At 49.9% G+C, this 18331-nt stretch carries 15 protein-coding genes; 10 read left to right on the forward strand and 5 right to left on the reverse strand.

What is annotated here, in order from left to right:
* Positions 1 to 331 precede the first annotated feature (331 nt).
* The 7 genes from QZ554_RS05710 (at position 332) to QZ554_RS05740 (ending at position 9156) form a co-directional block, all read left to right on the forward strand.
* Positions 332 to 2338: an LptF/LptG family permease gene (locus tag QZ554_RS05710; protein ID WP_297194905.1), complete on the forward strand. Its 2007-nt coding sequence runs from the start codon at positions 332 to 334 to the stop codon at positions 2336 to 2338.
* A gap of 64 nt (positions 2339 to 2402) precedes the next feature.
* Positions 2403 to 3620, forward strand: a complete 1218-nt coding sequence (locus tag QZ554_RS05715; RefSeq protein WP_297194907.1) for a bifunctional 3,4-dihydroxy-2-butanone-4-phosphate synthase/GTP cyclohydrolase II — start codon at positions 2403 to 2405, stop codon at positions 3618 to 3620.
* Between the two features lie 28 nt (positions 3621 to 3648).
* The gene (locus tag QZ554_RS05720) at positions 3649 to 5145 is read left to right on the forward strand and encodes an IMP dehydrogenase (protein WP_297194909.1); all 1497 of its coding nucleotides are present in this window, start codon (positions 3649 to 3651) and stop codon (positions 5143 to 5145) included.
* Positions 5142 to 6080 carry a tRNA (adenosine(37)-N6)-dimethylallyltransferase MiaA gene (locus QZ554_RS05725; RefSeq protein ID WP_297194910.1) on the forward strand — a complete coding sequence of 313 codons (939 nt, stop codon included), beginning with the start codon at positions 5142 to 5144 and terminating at the stop codon, positions 6078 to 6080. Before QZ554_RS05720 ends, QZ554_RS05725 begins: the two co-directional genes overlap by 4 nt.
* Before the next feature lie 2 nt (positions 6081 to 6082).
* Entirely contained in the window at positions 6083 to 6883 is an 801-nt protein-coding gene (gene kdsA, locus QZ554_RS05730; protein ID WP_297194912.1) for a 3-deoxy-8-phosphooctulonate synthase, read from the forward strand.
* A gap of 197 nt (positions 6884 to 7080) precedes the next feature.
* Positions 7081 to 7986 carry a hypothetical protein gene (locus QZ554_RS05735; protein WP_297194914.1) on the forward strand — a complete coding sequence of 302 codons (906 nt, stop codon included), beginning with the start codon at positions 7081 to 7083 and terminating at the stop codon, positions 7984 to 7986.
* Between the two features lie 84 nt (positions 7987 to 8070).
* Positions 8071 to 9156: a mannose-1-phosphate guanylyltransferase gene (locus QZ554_RS05740; protein WP_297194916.1), complete on the forward strand. Its 1086-nt coding sequence runs from the start codon at positions 8071 to 8073 to the stop codon at positions 9154 to 9156.
* A gap of 144 nt (positions 9157 to 9300) precedes the next feature.
* Here QZ554_RS05740 and ispF read toward each other — a convergent pair whose 3' ends face one another.
* Together ispF and porV are read right to left on the reverse strand one after the other, a co-directional pair.
* Positions 9301 to 9789 carry a 2-C-methyl-D-erythritol 2,4-cyclodiphosphate synthase gene (ispF, locus tag QZ554_RS05745; protein ID WP_297194918.1) on the reverse strand — a complete coding sequence of 163 codons (489 nt, stop codon included), beginning with the start codon at positions 9787 to 9789 and terminating at the stop codon, positions 9301 to 9303.
* 7 nt (positions 9790 to 9796) lie between these two features.
* The gene (gene porV / locus QZ554_RS05750; protein ID WP_297194919.1) at positions 9797 to 10951 is read right to left on the reverse strand and encodes a type IX secretion system outer membrane channel protein PorV; all 1155 of its coding nucleotides are present in this window, start codon (positions 10949 to 10951) and stop codon (positions 9797 to 9799) included.
* Between the two features lie 1762 nt (positions 10952 to 12713).
* Here porV and QZ554_RS05755 point away from each other — a divergent pair.
* The 3 genes from QZ554_RS05755 (at position 12714) to QZ554_RS05765 (ending at position 14950) form a co-directional block, all read left to right on the forward strand.
* Complete coding sequence (locus QZ554_RS05755) at positions 12714 to 13163, forward strand: helix-turn-helix transcriptional regulator (protein WP_297194921.1); 450 nt, start codon at positions 12714 to 12716, stop codon at positions 13161 to 13163.
* A 76-nt stretch (positions 13164 to 13239) separates the two neighbouring features.
* A complete protein-coding gene (locus QZ554_RS05760) occupies positions 13240 to 14016 on the forward strand; it encodes a dihydroorotate dehydrogenase electron transfer subunit (RefSeq protein ID WP_297194923.1) in 777 nt (258 codons plus the stop codon).
* Between the two features lie 10 nt (positions 14017 to 14026).
* Positions 14027 to 14950 carry a dihydroorotate dehydrogenase gene (locus QZ554_RS05765; RefSeq protein WP_297194925.1) on the forward strand — a complete coding sequence of 308 codons (924 nt, stop codon included), beginning with the start codon at positions 14027 to 14029 and terminating at the stop codon, positions 14948 to 14950.
* Between the two features lie 167 nt (positions 14951 to 15117).
* On the opposite strand, the gene folB is transcribed toward QZ554_RS05765, so the two are convergent.
* Genes folB through hemG form a run of 3 tightly spaced genes read right to left on the reverse strand, consistent with a single transcriptional unit; the run spans position 15118 to position 17852 of the window.
* Entirely contained in the window at positions 15118 to 15489 is a 372-nt protein-coding gene (folB, locus tag QZ554_RS05770; RefSeq protein WP_297194927.1) for a dihydroneopterin aldolase, read from the reverse strand.
* 10 nt (positions 15490 to 15499) lie between these two features.
* Positions 15500 to 16459, reverse strand: coding sequence for a cation diffusion facilitator family transporter (locus QZ554_RS05775; protein WP_297194929.1), 960 nt, complete (start codon positions 16457 to 16459; stop codon positions 15500 to 15502).
* Complete coding sequence (gene hemG / locus QZ554_RS05780) at positions 16452 to 17852, reverse strand: protoporphyrinogen oxidase (protein WP_297194931.1); 1401 nt, start codon at positions 17850 to 17852, stop codon at positions 16452 to 16454. The genes QZ554_RS05775 and hemG overlap by 8 nt, the downstream gene beginning before the upstream one ends.
* Between the last annotated feature and the right edge of the window lie 479 nt (positions 17853 to 18331).

The raw sequence follows: 18331 nt of genomic DNA on the forward strand, positions 1-18331 counted from the left end.
ACACGTGGGTATACAGTTGTGTACACACGTGTATACTCATGCCTCCTCGGTAGGAGGTATTCGCTTGGCATATTTGTGCTGGTACGTAGATACTTCTATCTTTGGTGTATGCTCCTTGACGACCTTGCCCTCGCACTATGGGTGATTTCATGCATCAGCCCCGCAGTACAAATAGGGGAAGATAACCTCCTACACGTAGAATAAGATGAATGGTGGATGAGAGAGCTAGGTAAGGGATGAAAATAATAGGATACATAGGCTTACTCGGAGCCCTATGCGTAATCGCCCTAAAAAGTGTATATTTGCGACTATAAATTCGGAGACATTAGACGTGTTCAAGATAGTAGATAGATACATACTGAAGACCTTCTTGCCGCTCTTTGCGATGAGCTTCTCGGTGTGTTGGTTCATCGTGATCATGCAGTTCCTCTGGCGATATGTAGATGAGCTAGTAGGAAAGGGCTTGGGGGTCTTCGTCATGGCCAAGATTATCTTCTACGCTGCACTCTCCTTTATCCCGATGTCTCTCCCTCTGGGTATCTTGTTAGCCTCCCTTATGACCTTTGGGAATCTAGGAGAGCGACTAGAGCTCCTCTCACTGAAGGCATCAGGCATCCCCCTCTATCGGATCATGCGCCCCCTCTTCCTGCTCATTACAGCGATGGCTGTAGTGCTCTTCCAGTTTCAGAACGACTGGATGATCCAAGCACAGGTGCGTATGTGGACCCTCATCCTATCAGCCAAGTATGCTGCGCCAGAGATGGAGATCACAGAGGGGGTCTTCTATACAGGTATCCCAGGCTACAGCTTGTATGCACGGCATAGGGACCCCTCGGGTAAGCTCCAGCAACTGATGGTCTATGATATGAGCCGAGGCTATCTGAACCCTCGTATCATACGTGCCGACTCTGGTCGCCTAGTGATGGACAAGAGTAAGACCTTCCTTGTCCTCAAGCTGTATAATGGGGAGAGCTATGAAAACCTCCGTGCTCAGAGCTATAATACCTCAAGTGAGCCTGTCCCCTATATGCTCCCCCGCTTCGAGTATAGTGAGACCTTTATCGCCCATGATGCCAATATTAACTATCAGGACGAGAAGCAACTCGGGGGGCTCTATGTATCTAAGAATCTATCCCAGCTCCGATACTCTATGGACTCTACAGCACGACTGATAGACAGTGCACGTGCTGTCATCACAGCAGGAGTAGATAGGGATCTACTCTCAGCTCACTACCAGACCTTTGCCTATAATACGAGTGACTCTGCGACCTTTGTGGAGCAACGCAGAGAGCTAGCCGAGCTCTCTCAACGACTTCAAGATACTAAGGGGACGGAGCATAGTGGAGATAGCCTGCTTACACTATCCTCAGCTTCTGATAGTCTACGTATCCTGCAGATCGCATCCTCTAATCTGGAGAGGGCAAAGAATCAAGCAAGCATCCTTAAGGATGAGGATGACAATACATTCTACTATTTCCGAACCTTTAGCCAGGAGTGGCATCGTAAGTTTACAGCTTCTGTAGCCTGCCTGATTTTCTTCCTCATAGGAGCCCCCCTAGGTGCGATTGTCCGACGGGGTGGGATCGGGATGCCCGTGATCGTCTCCATCTTCTTCTTCGTCATCTACTATATGATCGAGTCGTTTGGCGACAATATGTTACGTAGTGGGTCGATCTCTGTATGGCTGGGCATGTGGTTAAGCAACTTAGTACTCCTGCCCGTGGGGCTTTTCCTTTCATTCAAGGCAAACCAAGATTCCTCAACGCTGAATGCCGAGGCCTATATAATCTTCTTCCGTAAGCTCGTTGGTTATCGAGGTGTGCGCAAGGTGGAATATCAAGAGGTAAGTATGGAGGAGGTGGACTATGCTGGTGAACTACGGGCGATGCATACCCCCATTGAGCGAGTGAAGAGCCTTCTTGCCTCTCCTCTATTCTCTCAGCCTGCTTGGCGTATTTGGAATAATGGGGAGAGACAGCATGAGTTGGCGCATCTGCGTGAGGAGGTCAATATGCTCGTAGAGCGACTACATCATTCTCCCGATAGGCTCTTGGTCTCGAAGCTTAATGACCTGCCCATATTGCCCAAGCACTTCTCTCCACTGCTGCCCAAGCAAAGTAAGCATGGGCGTATAGCTGGGCTTATCCTTCCTTACTCGCTCCCAGTGACGCTTTACTTTAGCCGACTCAGGAAGCATCTAAGAGGAGACCTAGAGACGACACGGACAGTACTGCTAGCTCTAGAGGAACAACTTCGGCTCATCATCAAGCAGCAGGCTCAGCCTGATGACGGACAAGATGGAGCAGACAACATAAAGAACAAAGCAAATAAAGACTAATAATGATCTCCATCCCCGCACTACCTTTGTGAGGTAGAGTAGGGAGGACAAAGAATATAGAGATATGAGTGAAATCAAGCTAAACACGATCGAGGAGGCTCTTGAGGACTTCCGCAACGGAGAGTTCGTCATCGTCGTAGATGATGAGGATCGTGAGAATGAAGGTGACTTCATCATCGCAGCAGAGAAGGTGACCCCAGAGAAGATCAACTTCATGATGCGCTATGGTAGAGGTGTCCTCTGTGCTCCCATCACCGAGGATCGAGCCAAGGAGCTCGAGCTGGAGATGCAGGTGCCGAATAATACCTCCGTGCATGAGACCCCCTTCACGGTGACCGTTGATCGTCTCGGTAATGGCTGTACAACAGGGGTCTCTATGTATGACCGTTGTCAGACGATACTGGCACTAGCAGATCCCAAGACGACTCCAGGGGATCTCGGCCGTCCAGGACATATTTGCCCACTTCGTGCTCGCAACAAAGGGGTGCTCCGTCGTGCAGGACATACCGAGGCTGCAGTAGACCTAGCTCGTCTCTCAGGGCTGCAGCCCGCTGCCGCACTCATTGAAATCATCAACGAGGATGGTACGATGGCTCGACTGCCCCAGCTGTGGGAGGTCGCCCAGCACTTCGGGCTGAAGATCATCACGATCAAGGATCTTATCGCCTATCGCCTACGCTCAGAGAGTATCGTAGAGCGAGGAGAGGAAGTAATGATGCCTACACAATGGGGGCAGTTCCGCCTCATTCCCTTTAAGCAGAAGAGTAATGGCCTAGAGCATGTCGTTCTCTTCAAGGGGGATATCTCTGATGGTAATCCCGTACTCGTACGTGTCCATTCAAGCTGTGCTACAGGAGACATCTTTGGCTCCATGCGCTGTGAGTGTGGCGAACAGCTACACCGATCGATGGAACTCATCGAGCAGGAGGGACGTGGTCTCATCGTCTACCTCAATCAAGAGGGCCGTGGTATCGGTCTAATGGAGAAGATCAAGGCCTACAAGCTACAAGAGGAAGGGCTAGATACAGTAGAGGCTAATCTCCACCTCGGGCATATGGCCGACGAACGAGACTATGGTGTAGGGGCACAGATCCTGCAGCAGCTCGGTGTACAGCAGATGCGTCTCATGTCGAATAATCCCATCAAGCGTGTTGGCCTAGAGGGCTATGGTCTAGAGGTCGTAGAGACGATTCCCCTAGAGATCCAGCCCAACGAGTATAATGCCTTCTATATGCAAACTAAGAAGGAGCGCATGGGGCATATCCTACATAACGTCAAGTAATCATTCACTCGATTATCTATATAAGATCATGGCAATCTTCGTCAATGAAGTGTCTCGTACCTTCGGTGAGTACCTCCTCATCCCAGGGCTTACGACACGTGCATGTACTCCACAGAACGTCACCCTGACTACACCGCTGGTTCGTTTCTCACGGGGACAGCAGTCTCGGATCAAACTCAATATACCCTTCGTCTCGGCTATCATGCAGTCTGTCTCTAACGACACTCTAGCTATCGAGCTGGCTCGTAATGGCGGACTATCGTTCATCTTCGGGTCACAGCCCATCGCAGAGCAAGCCGAGATGGTACGAAGAGTAAAGAAGTTCAAGGCAGGCTTTGTCTCTAGCGACTCTAATATTCGCCCTGATGCTACTCTAAAGGATGTCTTAGCCCTACGCCTGCGCACTGGGCATTCGACGATAGGAGTTACTGAGGATGGCTCACCCAATGGTCGCCTGCTAGGGATCGTCACCAGCCGAGACTATCGCATAGGTACGACTCCCGAGGATGCCCCAGTGAGAGACTTTATGACCCCATTTGAGAAGCTTAAGGTGGGACGTCTTGGCATCACGCTTAAGGAAGCGAACAGCATCATTTGGGAGCACAAGCTGAATACCTTACCTATCATCGACGATGAGGATCGACTAGTCTACTTGGTCTTCCGTAAGGACTATGATGCCCATAAGGAGAACCCAGTCGAGCTATCCAATAAGGCTACGAAGGAGCTCCTCGTAGGTGCAGGGATCAATACCCGTGACTTCAAGGAGCGTGTACCTGCATTGGTAGAAGCGGGGGCAGATGTCCTCTGTATAGACTCCTCTGATGGCTACTCCGAATGGCAGTATGATACACTTCGCTGGATCAAGGATACCTACGGTGATAAGGTGCTCGTAGGGGCTGGTAATGTCGTAGACGAAGAGGGCTTCCGTTACTTAGCTGATGCAGGTGCCGACTTTGTCAAGGTCGGTATCGGTGGAGGCTCCATCTGTATCACTCGTGAGCAAAAGGGTATTGGTCGTGGTCAGGCGACAGCTATTATAGATGTCGCTCAGGCTCGTGATCGCTATTATGAGGAGCATGGTGTCTATGTCCCCATCTGCAGTGATGGTGGTCTGGTACACGACTATCACATGACTCTTGCCATAGCTATGGGGGCTGACTTCCTGATGATGGGACGCTACTTTGCCCGTTTCGATGAGTCTCCTACACGTAAGCTGAAGATCGGTAATAATATCGTCAAGGAATACTGGGGAGAAGGCTCTAATAGAGCACAGAACTGGCAACGCTACGATAGTGGAGGTGGCGATGGCCTAAAGTTCGAAGAAGGAGTAGATAGCTATGTCCCCTACGCAGGTAAGCTCAAGGACAACCTTGATATTACCCTAGGCAAGATGAAGGCGACGATGTGTAGCTGCGGTGCGATCACAATCGAGGAACTCCAGCGTACCGCCAAGATCACACTCGTCTCAAGCACCTCAATAGTAGAGGGGGGGGCGCATGATGTGATCCTCAAGGATCGAGGATGATCACACTCCTCGGTCCGACAGCCTCGGGCAAGACTTCTCTCGCAGTCCATCTAGCCTATGAATTGGGAGGAGAGATTCTCAGTGCAGACTCTCGCCAGCTCTATAAGGGGATGGACATCGGCACAGGGAAGGATCTTGATGAGTATATCCTCCATGGACGGAGGATTCCATATCACCTGATCGACCTAGTGCCTGCGGGGGAGCGTTACAGTCTCTTTGCGTGGCAGAGAGCCTTCCACCGAGCCTATGAAGACTTGGTAGGAAGGGGGATTCGCTACCCAATCCTTTGTGGCGGAACGGGACTGTATGCAGAGGCTGTCCTACGAGGATATCATTTACCTGATGTTCCCCCCAACCCTTCCTTGAGAGAGGAGCTACGAGGGGAGCCTCTTGATGAGCTGCGAGTGCGCCTCTCTAGCTATGGGCCTCTCCACAACACGACAGACCTAGACTCTGCTCAGCGTGCTATCCGAGCGATCGAGATAGCCGAGTACATAAGAGAGCAAAAGGCCTCTAGTATCGACCACACTGAGTATCCTCCTATAGATAGCCTTATCCTGTGCCTAGACCTCCCTCGTGAGGAGCGTCGCTCTCGTATTACTTTACGTTTAAGGGAGCGACTAGAGCATCAGGATATGATCGGGGAAGTGAAGGAGCTACTCGCCTCAGGTATACCAGCCGAGGATCTGATCTACTATGGTCTGGAGTATAAGTTTGTCACACGTTACCTCCTCGGGGAGCTAAGCTATGATGAGATGTTTGTCTCCTTGGAGACGGCCATCCATCAGTTTGCTAAGAGGCAGATGACTTGGTTCCGAGGAATGGAGCGGCGAGGGTTTACCCTCCACTATATAGATGCTTTGCTCCCGATGCAGGATAAGGTAGAGATCGCTCTACAGCTACTCCATAGTTGGGAAACAGATAATCAAAGATAAGTATGATCACATATAAAGACCTGACCCAAGGGCCTAACTTCTTCCTCATGGCCGGTCCCTGTGCCATAGAGGATGAAGATACGCCACTCTTCATCGCAGAGCGTATCGTCGAGATTACTTCCCGACTGAATATACCTTACATATTCAAGGGATCGTACCGCAAGGCTAATCGCTCTCGGGTAGATAGCTTCACCGGCATAGGCGATGAGAAGGCTCTGCGTATCCTACGTCGGGTACGTGAAGCTTTTGATATCCCCGTAGTCACGGATATACATGAGACCCAAGAGGCTGAGATCGCAGCACAGTATGTGGATGTCCTGCAGATACCAGCCTTCCTATGTCGGCAGACAGACCTCATCGCAGCTGCAGCTCGTACAGGGAAGATTGTGAATATAAAGAAGGGGCAGTTCCTATCAGCCTCGGGTATGGAGCATGCGGCACATAAGGTCACGGAGTGTGGCAATGACCAAGTGATCCTCACCGAGCGAGGCAATAGCTTTGGCTACTCGGATCTTGTCGTGGACTTTACCAATATCCCTGCTATGCGAGCCACAGGCTTCCCAACAGTAATGGATGTGACGCACTCCCTGCAGCGCCCTAACCAGTCCTGCGGTGTCACGGGAGGGAAGCCTGCACTGATCGAGACCATAGCCAAGGCGGCTGTGGCAGTAGGTGCTGATGGCCTCTTCTTCGAGACACACCCCAACCCCTCCGAAGCCAAGAGTGATGGGGCGAATATGCTCCCTCTGGATCTATTCGAGGGTCTACTAGAGCGTCTAGTCCGACTTAGGGCTGCATTGTAGTAAGATATGTTATTGACCAAGGAGTCTCCAGGAGAGCTTTTGCTCTCTCCTTGCAGCCTGCTTTGTGCTTTGCATCCTAGTCTTGCACTGTTAGGTTGGGGGCTCTCTGGTCTCATTCATCGCTTGCCTCGCTTCACTTCGGAGAGGGATAGCACGACCTTCACGCCCTTTACCCATACCAAATAGTAAATGCGCAAATGAAAACTAAGCATGTCCTCATAGCTGCCATCGCAGTCATCATTGCTCTAGTTGTAGGCTTCTTCTTTATCCTACGCAATGAGCGTGCGGAGCTACAGCAAGAGAAAGAAGTCCTCGTCAATCAGCAGAAGGAAATCATGGAGGAGGAGCTCACCAAGCTCGCTGCCGAGTACGATATCCAATATAAGAAACTTTCAGAGGGGCAGGGGGAACAGAAGTTCTCCCTCGCAACAGATTCCCTGATTAGTCAGATCCTAGCAGAGCGTGCTAAGGTGGAGCAGCTTCAGAAGGAGCTCAAGACCAGCAAGGCAACTAGTGCGAAGCGTATCGATCAGCTGAGTCGTGAGGTGACTACTCTGCGTAACGTCCTTCGGACCTATGTTGTGCAAATAGATTCACTCCAAGTTGCAAATGAGCGACTGAGAGCTGAGAATACCGAGGTCAAGGCCAACTATGAGCGTGTAACCTCTCAGGCGCAACAACTCTCTTCCGAAAAAGCACATCTTACTGATCGAGTGAAGCTCGCCGCCAAGCTTGATGCTACTGCTATCAGTATCACTCCTGTCGATAAGCGAGGCAAGCCGACCAAGAACCTATCCAAGATCACCAACCTACAGATTCGCTTCACCGTAGCCAAGAATGTCACAGCCGAAGTAGGCGAGAAGACCTTCTACTGTCGCATCATGCAGCCCAATGATGAGCTCCTTACCAAGGCTGGGGGGGGGACCTTCGCCTTTGAGGGGAAGCAAATACCTTACTCCATACGTCGTATGATCGAGTACAACGGGGAGGAGACTCAGCTCTCTATGTACTGGCCTGTCGAGGAGAGTCTGCAGCATGGTACTTATAGTCTAAGGATCTTCGCCGACGGTAATCTCATCGGATCAGCTACCTTCTCTCTCTAAGCGAAGGTAGTAGTAGGAAGATGATAGTATATTCGCTACTTTTGTAGCATAACTCGTATCCATAGATAGTTAAATGATATAACTATGCTTACAGATAACTATTGTGTAATAATGGGCGGAGGTGTCGGTAGTCGCTTCTGGCCCTACAGTAGAGAGAGCAAGCCTAAGCAGTTCCTTGACATATTTGGTACAGGGCGCACACTCCTTCAGATGACCTTTGATCGCTTTTCGAAGGTAATACCTAAGGAAAACTTCGTCGTCGTAACAAATGCTACCTATCGGGATCTCGTCCTAGAGCAGTTGCCAGAGCTACATCCGAGCCAACTCCTACTCGAGCCTATGCGACGGAACACGGCTCCCTGTATCGGATGGGCTACTTACCACATACAGGCGAAAAACCCTAATGCCAACATCATAGTCACCCCTGCAGATCATCTCATCCTGCAGGAAGAAGTCTTCAGTAAGGCTATCCAGCAGGCACTCAAGTATGTCGCTAATCATCCTCAGCTCGTCACCCTAGGTGTACGCCCCTCTCGACCTGAGACTGGCTATGGTTATATCCAGATCACAGGCGGGACAGAGCATGACTTCGTCAAGGTAAAGACCTTCACCGAGAAGCCCAACCTAGAGATGGCCAAGGTCTTCTATGAGAGTGGAGAGTTCCTCTGGAACAGCGGGATGTTTGCCTGGAATGTACAGACCATCCTCGAAGCCTTCGAGCGCTACCTCCCAGCTCTGACCTCTGTACTCGATGAGGCTAAGGGACACTATGCCCAGCCTGATGAGCAGAACCGAGTAAGCGCTATCTTCTCCCAGTGCCCCAATATCTCCATCGACTATGCGGTGCTAGAGAAGGCGGATAATGTGATGGTGCTCCCCGTGGACTTTGGTTGGGCAGACCTCGGCACATGGGGTTCGCTTTACGATCTCAAGAAGACCGAAGAGCGAGGCAATGTAGCTCTACATACCGAGGCTCTCTTCTACGAGGCAGAGGGTAATGTCGTCTCCATCGATGGTGAAGGTGATAAGCTCGTCGTCGTGCAAGGGATCGCTGACTGCATCATCGCAGAGAGCAATGGTGTGCTACTCATCTGCAAGCGTGGTGAGGAGCAGCGCATCAAGGAGTTTATGGGCGAGGCTTCGCTGCGCTACTCCAAGAAGTTTGATTAGTACATCTCCCACCGCCCTTTCTAGTGAGGCTTTATCATTTCCTCACCTGAAGTGATTTACAACTAAAAGCGAAGGAGCAGATACCGATTCTGGTATCTGCTCCTTCGCTTTTTGCTAGATCAGGATCTCCCTGCATTTAGCCTTCTACTCGTGAGACACGATGAGTGCTGTCGCATAGGCGGCCATACCCTCGCGATGTCCTACGAAGCCTAGGCGTTCGCTAGTCGTAGCTTTGATCGAAATGGCTCCGACCTCTAGGCCCATGACCTCGGCCATTACCTGCTTCATCGCTGGGATATGAGGATTGAGCTTAGGTGCTTCTGCTGCGATCGTTGCATCAATATTCCCGATCACATACCCCTCTTGGTCAAGGAGCTCGCAGACACGACGGAGGAGAATCTTGCTGTCTATCCCCTTATAAGCCATATCTGTAGGGGGGAAGTGCACCCCGATATCACCTAAGGCTGCTGCACCTAGGAGGGCATCACAAACTGCGTGTAGGAGCACATCGGCATCCGAGTGCCCTTCTAGTCCTGCCTCATGTGGGATCTTCACCCCCCCGAGCCAAAGGTCATATCCCTGCTCCATACGGTGCACGTCATAGCCAAAGCCAATCCTGTAGGGTATCTTCATCTTTAGTTTACTTTAGGAGAGTACGTAGCCCATCGATATCAAAGGCTAGGGTAAAGCGTAGTGTCTGATCAAGAGGGTTGTTGGCAATCGTAGAGATCAGATAAGAGGCATCGATACGGAATGCCTTGGTGCGGAAGCCAGCTCCAGCCGTCAGTGCTTGTAGGTTACCCTTCGTAGGATGGAGGTAGCTGTAGCCCGCACGAACGAAGAACTTATCGTTATGATTATACTCAGCTCCGAGGCTTAGGCGCACCTCACGGAGCTCTTCCTTGAAGCCTCCCGTAGCATCGCCGAAGCTCTTGAAGATTCCACCTATTGAGGAGGTACTGTTATAGTCCTTGACCTTCTGCACATTGCCAGCCAGGGGAGGTGTGGGGACGAGGAGCTTGTTTGCCTCGATGTTGAGTGAGACGGCATTGGTCTCATCGATGGGATAGAGGAGTCCCGTCCCTAGACCTAGGTTGGTCGGGATAAAGGCGGAGTTCGTCCCACCATCAAAGGAAATCTTGGTACCGATGTTACGTACGTTGAAGCCCAGTGTCCAAAGAGCCTCGGCACTACCGAGAGTCACATACTTGTGGAGGTAGCCAGCGATGTCGGCGGCAAAGGCTTTGCCTGCGCTCTGACCTTGCCCAGCTCCCTGGTCTGAATGGATATAGCGCAGGGCGACAGCCATTGAATAGTTCTCGGAGAGCTTGCGGGAGTAGCTGACATCGAAGGCAAACTCATTGGGCTGCGCATCTCCCAGGCTCTTCCCTGAAGCATCCCAGCGGGTGAGTTTCCCCAGAGTGAAGTAACGGAGTGAGGCAGCTAACGCCTGCGTCCCTTCCTCACCACCGATCTTGTAGTATCCTCCGACATGCATCAGGGCAATGTCCGAGACTAGACGGGAGAGCCACGGTGTATAGCCCAGTGATACTCCCGCACTGCTCTTGATGAAAGCAAACTTAGCAGGGTTCCAGTACTGAGCGTATGGGTCGGGGCTGGTCGAGGTGCCTAAGTCTCCCATACCTGCCGCACGAGCATCAGGTGTAATCTGTAGCGATGGGACGGCTGTGAGTACAGGGGAGAAGGTCTCCACAGTCTGAGCCTCAGCGGTGACTACCCCAAGGAGGGCAAGGATACCCGCTGTGACGAGAGTTTTGGTCTTGCTTTGTTTCATTATGTACTTCTTTTCTGTCTTATGGGGCTCTGCATTAGGCTAAGAGTGCTGGAGCAGAGCTATCACGATACCATAAATGTCTTTTATAACTACAAAGATACACGATTTTTCCACGCTAGATATGCCCCATAGCTTGAGGAGAAGAGGCATAGTGAAGCTCTCATCATAGCCCCTCCGAATCCTGGAGCAGAGATGGCTCACTATACCTTATTATATATGGTGTGATTTCCGTGCCTCTCTAGCAGGGTACTCCATATAATATATGAGTCTCCATGCATTTAAGATTTTACTGGGGAGACTCGATTAAGTCTTTATGAATGAAGCAACTAGCAGGCGAGGGCTAAGTCTCGAAAAGCATACACTCAAGATAGCAGCATCTGTATCCTAGGTCTTGGCTTGCCAAGCGTCTACCTGCTGCCTAAGAGAGAAAAGTGTACACGTGTGTATACCATCGTGTACTCACGTGTACACTTTTGTATACCCACGTGTACACTACCTCGCTCTAAGTATATCCCCAGTAGAGCTTCCCTAGGATGTTCGTTTCTTGGGGGGACGATGTGTATTCTAGAGATAAGGCTAAGCCCCCGTTGGACATAAAGTAATGTCTCCAAAGAGCCGAAACGAGTAAGAATACTAAAAGAGGCCATGAGGAAGCCCGGAGCTCCCTGCATTCAATCTAGGATGTCGCTCATTGATCCAGTTGTCGCGAAGGTGGAGCTTCCATAAGAATAATGATCAGCCTACACAGCGTGAGTAGTTTCAGTATCGTTTCTACCTCTACTATGCTCTCTATATCATGCATATCGATAAGCGGATATAGGACATACCGAGAGCGGGTGATAGGACATATAATGTTCGCAGCCGCCACCTATGTAAGGTGATGCTCGCGAACATTACGTGTCCTATAGGAGGAAGCATTACGCTTTCTATAGGTGTGCCCCTTATTGGCCATGAAAGGGGAAACCTGGACTATTCATATAGAGTGCTATCTGTGACTCTTTAGTGTGGAGCAGCCTTGGTATAGATAGCAGTTAGTCTTAGCTTGGCTAAAGAGAGATTTTGCTTCCAGACAGTACTGCATATTGAGGGATGGAGCGTCGTCGATAATTTTGAAGTGATCTAGGGGAACAAAGGAAGTAGCACAAGGATTGGCACTCAATACAGAGAAAGTCATCGCTCATCTAAGAATCGGTCTAAAGAGATGGTTCGTATAGGCTCAATTTATAGTCTGCCATAATGACAACTGGAGGCGATATAGAGGAGGCCTCGTATGTTGGAGGATATTTGAGATTATGAATCGAGGAGATGTTCCACGGAGAGATTAGTGCGGGATTCGAGATTCGGAATCCCAAATACAAACATAAGCAGATTGCGACGACATAAATATTCACGTGCGCAATTTGATATCTAAATATTGAATATGGAATTGTGCCCCCTAATCTTCTATCGATATATACCCCCTATTCTCAGATATTTATAGATCCAAATCTGTGTATTTACTGAAGTTTAAGGGCGCTTTAGAATACAATTGAGGTTGTTTGTGCCGTAATATTTACATCTATATGGTTATAGACGAGATCATTGTAAACTTAATGCTAAAGTATCTCTATAGCTATATAGGTGCTTAGATTTATATTTGTTCGACTGGTATGTTTACCGTTTGAACTTTGAAATTCCGATATTTGAATTTGGATATCCGAAAACCAAAGTTTGCCTTTTTGATTTTGTTTTCGTAATTTTGAATCATAAATCAAGTGACACAATGGCAGACTTTCTAAACCTGGAAGAGATTACCAGACGACTACGAACAGTCGTCGAGGCAAGCAAGATGAGCGCAAAGGACTTTGCCCTAGGCGCAGGGATCCCTCAGGCCTCACTATCTCAAATGCTAAATGAAAAGCAGGTAATCAGTGTAGCAACGATAAACAAGGTTATCGAGCATTATCCCAACTTAGTAGACCCCTATGAGTTCCTATTCGGCACACCTGCACCATCTTCCGATCCCTATGAGATGGGGCTTTTCCCTTCGCAGATGGTGCCAAGTACGGGAGGAGATAAGAGTAGCGAAGGGATGCGTGAGATCATCCGTACACAGTCGGAGGAGATCGTTAAGCTAAAGACAGAGCTTGCACTACGCTCAGATAAGGAGATCGATCGTATCATGGTCTTCTATACGGATAATAGCTTCAAGACCTTTAGATGTAATGACTGAACACGCAGGATGACTCTAAGCCATGAAGGATGAGAGAATCTAGCTATCTTTGTCCCGATTTCATTCGTACGCATTGATGAAGAAGTATTCACTCCAGTTCACCCTCCTTTCTACCCAAGAGCTAGGCGCAGGTAACTATCTGCTGCGCCTCTTCCTCCCACAAGAGCAGGGGAAATTCCCCCTTATGGCACCTGGGCAGTTCGTCCAAGTGGCGGTGCCAGGAGGCATGGTCTTACTACGCCGTCCCATCTCTATCTGCAATGCCTGCCGAGAAAGTAGAGAATTATGGCTCCTCATAGGACGAGTAGGACGAGGCACCTCTATCCTGACGACCTTGGCTGAGGGCACTAAGCTAGACCTATTGATTCCCCTTGGGAATGTATTTAGCCTAGAGGGGGCTCAACAGCCTCTCCTCGTGGGAGGTGGTGTCGGGATTGCCCCGATGTATTTCCTTGCTAAGGCCTTTAGGGAGCATGGGATACGCCCCTCTATACTCCTTGGGGGACGCACTGCAGCTCATATTGTCCTAAGAGAGGAGCTTAGTCTGCTGGGCGATGTCTACTGCACAACAGACAATGGAGAGCTCGGGGTACATGGGCGAGTAACAGATCATCCCATAATGCGAGATGGTACCTTTGACCGTATCTATACCTGTGGACCAAGGGGGATGATGCTCGCCGTGGCAAAGATCGCCGAGCAGCGTGGTATCGACTGCGAAGTCTCTCTGGAGAATACTATGGCATGCGGTATAGGCGCCTGCCTATGCTGTGTCGAGGATCTAGTGGGGCAGGGCAATACGTGCGTCTGTACCGAGGGCCCAGTATTCAATTCCCGATTGATAAAGAAGGACTAACTCAGGAGAAATGCTTCAGACAAGTGTAAACATCGGTAGGGGGCTCGTAATTAAGAACCCTGTGATGACCGCCTCTGGTACCTTTGGCTATGGTACGGAGTATGACGACTTCGTTGATCTAAATAGACTGGGAGGAATCATGGTCAAGGGTACGACCCTGCATCCACGACAAGGGAATCCTTACCCTCGGATGGCTGAGACTCCCTCTGGGATGCTCAATGCTGTTGGATTACAGAACAAAGGTGTAGACTACTTCTGCCAGCATATCTATCCTCAGATTAGTGCCTATGATACGGCGATGATCGTCAATGTCAGTGGCTCCCAAGTCGAGGACTATATAGCTACAGCAGAGAAAATCAATGACCTAGAGCATATCCCCGCCATCGAACTGAACATCTCCTGCCCCAATGTCAAGGAGGGGGGGATGGCTTTTGGGGTTACCTGTGCTGGTGCTGCATCCGTAGTACGCGCTGTCCGTGAGGTCTACGACAAGACTCTCATCGTGAAGCTATCCCCTAATGTCACAGATATTACAGAGATCGCACGTGCTGTAGAGGCTGAGGGTGCAGACTCTATCTCTATGATCAATACCTTGCTCGGGATGGCTATTGATGCGGAGCGTAGACAGCCTTGCCTCTCGACGATTACGGGGGGGCTATCTGGCCCTGCAGTCAAGCCCATTGCCCTGCGAATGGTATGGCAGACAGCTCAAGCTGTACAGATCCCGATAATAGGCATGGGAGGGATCGCAACGGCGATAGATGCTATTGAGTTCCTCCTTGCAGGAGCGACAGCCATAGAGATTGGTACATATAACTTCGTAGATCCTACGGCCCCCATACAAATTCTAGAAGGGATAGAAGCCTATATGCAGCGACATGGCTTCACTGATATTAAGGAGATCATTGGGGCTCTTGAGATCCCCAAGAGATAGTTCTCTTTAGCTCGCTCATCCTGCGAAGTAAGTTAGGGCTCCCGTCCTAGTAAAAGTAGGGGAGTGCAAACCACGATATTTTCACCTATAGTACAGTTATAATGCGTTCAGCCCCCGATGATCCTTGTGTCATCGGGGGCTGAACTTTTGTGACTACGAAGGTGATCCTAGTCTCGTGAAGCCTCTAGGGTAAAGGCTGCTTCGGATACCTCTCCAGGGAAGGGAGGCTTAACCTTAGATAAGGTGAGGCTTATTCGATCTAGTCGGGGGAAAGCCTTGAACAGATGTTGACCTATCCTCCCTACGACATGCTCCAGGAGCTTTGAGGGGATCGCCATCTCCTCAGCGATCACATCATATATCTCTGCATAGCTGACAGTATGCTCTAGCTTATCTGTGACGAGGCTATGGGGGACATCTACCCAAGCTGTCAACTGCAGGACAAAGTTGTTGCCTACATGTCGCTCCTGCTCCATCACGCCATGGTAGGCATAGAAATGCATGTCATGGAGCTCAATCTTCGTTGCCGTTACTTTCATCGTATACTTATTATATCGGTTTGCTAGGAGTGCACCTTCTCTGTGGATCCTGATGGCAGGGGCACTCTGCCGGCTCTACGTGGATCGTGATATGAGTCATCTCACCGAAGTGGCTATATAGAGCCTCCTCTAGAGATAGAGTGATGTCGTGCCCTTCGGTGACAGTAATCGTACCATCGATGAGGATATCGAGCTCTATTGCATAGCGCTCACCGATGCTACGTGTGCGTAGCTTACTTATCCCCTTTATGCTGGGTATCTGATATGCAATCTGTCGGATCTCTTCCTCTATATGGGCTGGGAGACTCTCTTCCGTAAGTTCGCAGAAGGCGGGACGAAGTACCGCCCATCCCATACGCAGTATGAATAGACTGACAATGGCTGCTGCCATCGGCTCAAGGAAGAGGCATTGATCCCCTAGAAAGATAGCACCAGCCAAGCCTAATGAGACTGCGAGAAGAGCCAATGTATCCCCCCTGTGATCGGCAGCCTTAGCCCTAAGAGCAGAGCTCTTCAGTCGATGCGCCCAGCGAGAAGTATAGCGGTAGAGTAGCTCCTTGATAACGAGAGACACAAGGGCTATAATAAGCGTCAGTATGCTCGGGGAGGGTAGCACTAGCCTTAAGAATAGTAGACCATATACATCTCGGACACTATGGAAGAGAAGCAACAGCCCGACAGTCATCATTACGACTGCCATTACCACAGAGGCAAGTGTCTCATACTTTCCATGCCCGTAGTGGTGATCGTCGTCCTGAGGCTTTCCCGATATATGAATAAAGATTAGTGCTATTAAGTCTGTAGCGAAGTCCGAGATAGAGTTAATTGCCTCTGCAATAAGAGCGCTACTATGCCCCAGCACCCCGACAACAAGCTTCAAGACGACCAGCAGAATATTGGAGGCACTACCAAGGAGTGTTACCTCTAAGATCTTCTTTGTCCGCTCAGAGTAGTAGGGTTTGTTAGCCATGGTTCGATAGAGCCTTTGCGAGCTCATGAGCCATCAGTGTAGCCTGTTGTACTCGGTCAGACATGCCGATGCCGTCACGTATCGCACCAGCTAGGTGAAGCCCAGGATAGCGAGCCTCGAGCTGTGCTATCTGTGCTATTCTTGCTTCTGAACTTGCCTCGTACTGGGGGATGGCATAGCGGTGACGAAAGATCCTTAGTAGGTCTGGGTTACCCTCTATCCGCAGTAGCCGTCTCAAGCGATCGGAGACGATTTGTTTGATCTCCTCGTCTGATGCATCAATGAGATCTGGCCTTCTCATCCCACCGAGGAAGATCGAAAGGAGAGTGCCTCCCTTCGGTGCACGATCTGGGAAGCAGGCACTTGGATTTAGGATACCCAGTAGCTGCTTATCTTCCAGTGAGGGTACAAGCCCCCCAAAGGCATGGAAGTGGGGGAGTGAGAGCCCTTCCTTCCCCCAACTAACCTGTATCACAGGGGCATAGCGAAGAGAGAGGATGGGGGCTAAGTCCACCTCGGAGAGGAAGGGGAGGAGGGAGCGGAGCTGAGGTGCAGCGCAGGTCGTGATGATATGCTTTCCTCGTAGCTGGTAGGATATACCGGTCTGCGTATAGCTAGCTTCCCAGTTTCCATCAGATAGTGGGGTAATGCTACAGTCTGAGACCCCTAAGTGGATGTTTGCTCTCCCAATCAAATCAGCGAGTCTATCTGTGAGTGCACCTAGACCTCCACGAGTCGAGAAGACCTCTCGTGTGATGAGCTCTGCCTTAGGCGCTTTGGGCTCCTTACGCTTGGCAATCGCTCCTCTGATGAAGCTCCCGTAGTTCTGCTCTAGAGCATAGAGCTTGGGGAGAGCATAGCGAGTGACTAGTAGCCGAGGATCACCAGCGTATATGCCACCGATGAAGGGATCTACTGCATACTTGAGGTAGCTCTTGCCTAGTCGTCTCTCTACTAGGCTGGCTAAGGACTCGTTGGGATCCGTGCCTGGCTTTCGGAAGGGCTCCAGGAGTAGTCGAAACTTGTCCTTCAGACTCACCAGAGGTGTTTTTATCCCAGACTTAGCTCCCGAGGGCAAGGGGTAGAATTGACCATTCTTTAGGATTAAGCGTTTCTTGGCCGAGGGATCAGCTATTAGCCGAAGGTCAGGAACCTGCCCCAGCAGCTCAGCCATCTCAACGCTTCCCACCACACCTGTATTAGGCCCGCTCTCGAAGGTAAAGCCTCCCTGATGAAAGGTCTGTATTGCTCCTCCCACATGTTTGGAGCATTCTAATATCTGGACCTTTAGTCCGAGTTCCTTTAGGTGATATGCCGCAGTTAGCCCTGTCAGCCCAGCACCAATAATTATAATGTCTACCTGCTCTATTTTTTCCCTAGTCATTCGTTGCACGTACCTTGATACACAAAAATACGGCTTTTCGTTTGGTTTATCTTGGTGTTCTTCTCTGATTGGGGGTGTCGTTAGAGGTAATACTCTACGGAACGATAGCAGTGTAGATAGCAAGAGCTATTTGTGAGAATAGCACACTCCACATCAGGATATATTGCCACGATAGGGATATATCTCTCTTCTTTGTGCTGATGAAGTAAAGGATAGATATAGCTATCATCACTAAGTTGGGGAATATCCTTGCTGGCGTAATACGTTCAGCGTTCTTAATGATGTCGAAGATCGATACGAACACACCCATTATCATCAATACTCGAAAGAACAAACTGTCATATATCGAGTATACCCTCCGAGAAGTATGGAAAATGGTCTTCATAAGGTCCTTTGTTTTTTTGTAGACTTAGATTTGAATCAAGTATAGGGATTATTTCTTTTTAGCTCGATATAAGTCGGCTTGCTCAAAGAATCCTTTGTTCCTT

Source organism: uncultured Porphyromonas sp. (assembly GCF_915070105.1).
GTDB lineage: Bacteria > Bacteroidota > Bacteroidia > Bacteroidales > Porphyromonadaceae > Porphyromonas.

Coding starts and splice junctions, on each gene's coding strand:
- porV (WP_297194919.1), bottom strand. CDS start 10,951: ATGAAACAAAGCAAGACCAAAACTCTCGTCACAGCGGGTATCCTTGCC.
- QZ554_RS05760 (WP_297194923.1), top strand. CDS start 13,240: ATGAAGAAGTATTCACTCCAGTTCACCCTCCTTTCTACCCAAGAGCTA.
- QZ554_RS05740 (WP_297194916.1), top strand. CDS start 8,071: ATGCTTACAGATAACTATTGTGTAATAATGGGCGGAGGTGTCGGTAGT.
- QZ554_RS05765 (WP_297194925.1), top strand. CDS start 14,027: ATGCTTCAGACAAGTGTAAACATCGGTAGGGGGCTCGTAATTAAGAAC.
- QZ554_RS05720 (WP_297194909.1), top strand. CDS start 3,649: ATGGCAATCTTCGTCAATGAAGTGTCTCGTACCTTCGGTGAGTACCTC.
- QZ554_RS05715 (WP_297194907.1), top strand. CDS start 2,403: ATGAGTGAAATCAAGCTAAACACGATCGAGGAGGCTCTTGAGGACTTC.
- kdsA (WP_297194912.1), top strand. CDS start 6,083: ATGATCACATATAAAGACCTGACCCAAGGGCCTAACTTCTTCCTCATG.
- QZ554_RS05735 (WP_297194914.1), top strand. CDS start 7,081: ATGAAAACTAAGCATGTCCTCATAGCTGCCATCGCAGTCATCATTGCT.
- ispF (WP_297194918.1), bottom strand. CDS start 9,789: ATGAAGATACCCTACAGGATTGGCTTTGGCTATGACGTGCACCGTATG.
- folB (WP_297194927.1), bottom strand. CDS start 15,489: ATGAAAGTAACGGCAACGAAGATTGAGCTCCATGACATGCATTTCTAT.
- QZ554_RS05725 (WP_297194910.1), top strand. CDS start 5,142: ATGATCACACTCCTCGGTCCGACAGCCTCGGGCAAGACTTCTCTCGCA.
- QZ554_RS05775 (WP_297194929.1), bottom strand. CDS start 16,459: ATGGCTAACAAACCCTACTACTCTGAGCGGACAAAGAAGATCTTAGAG.
- QZ554_RS05755 (WP_297194921.1), top strand. CDS start 12,714: ATGGCAGACTTTCTAAACCTGGAAGAGATTACCAGACGACTACGAACA.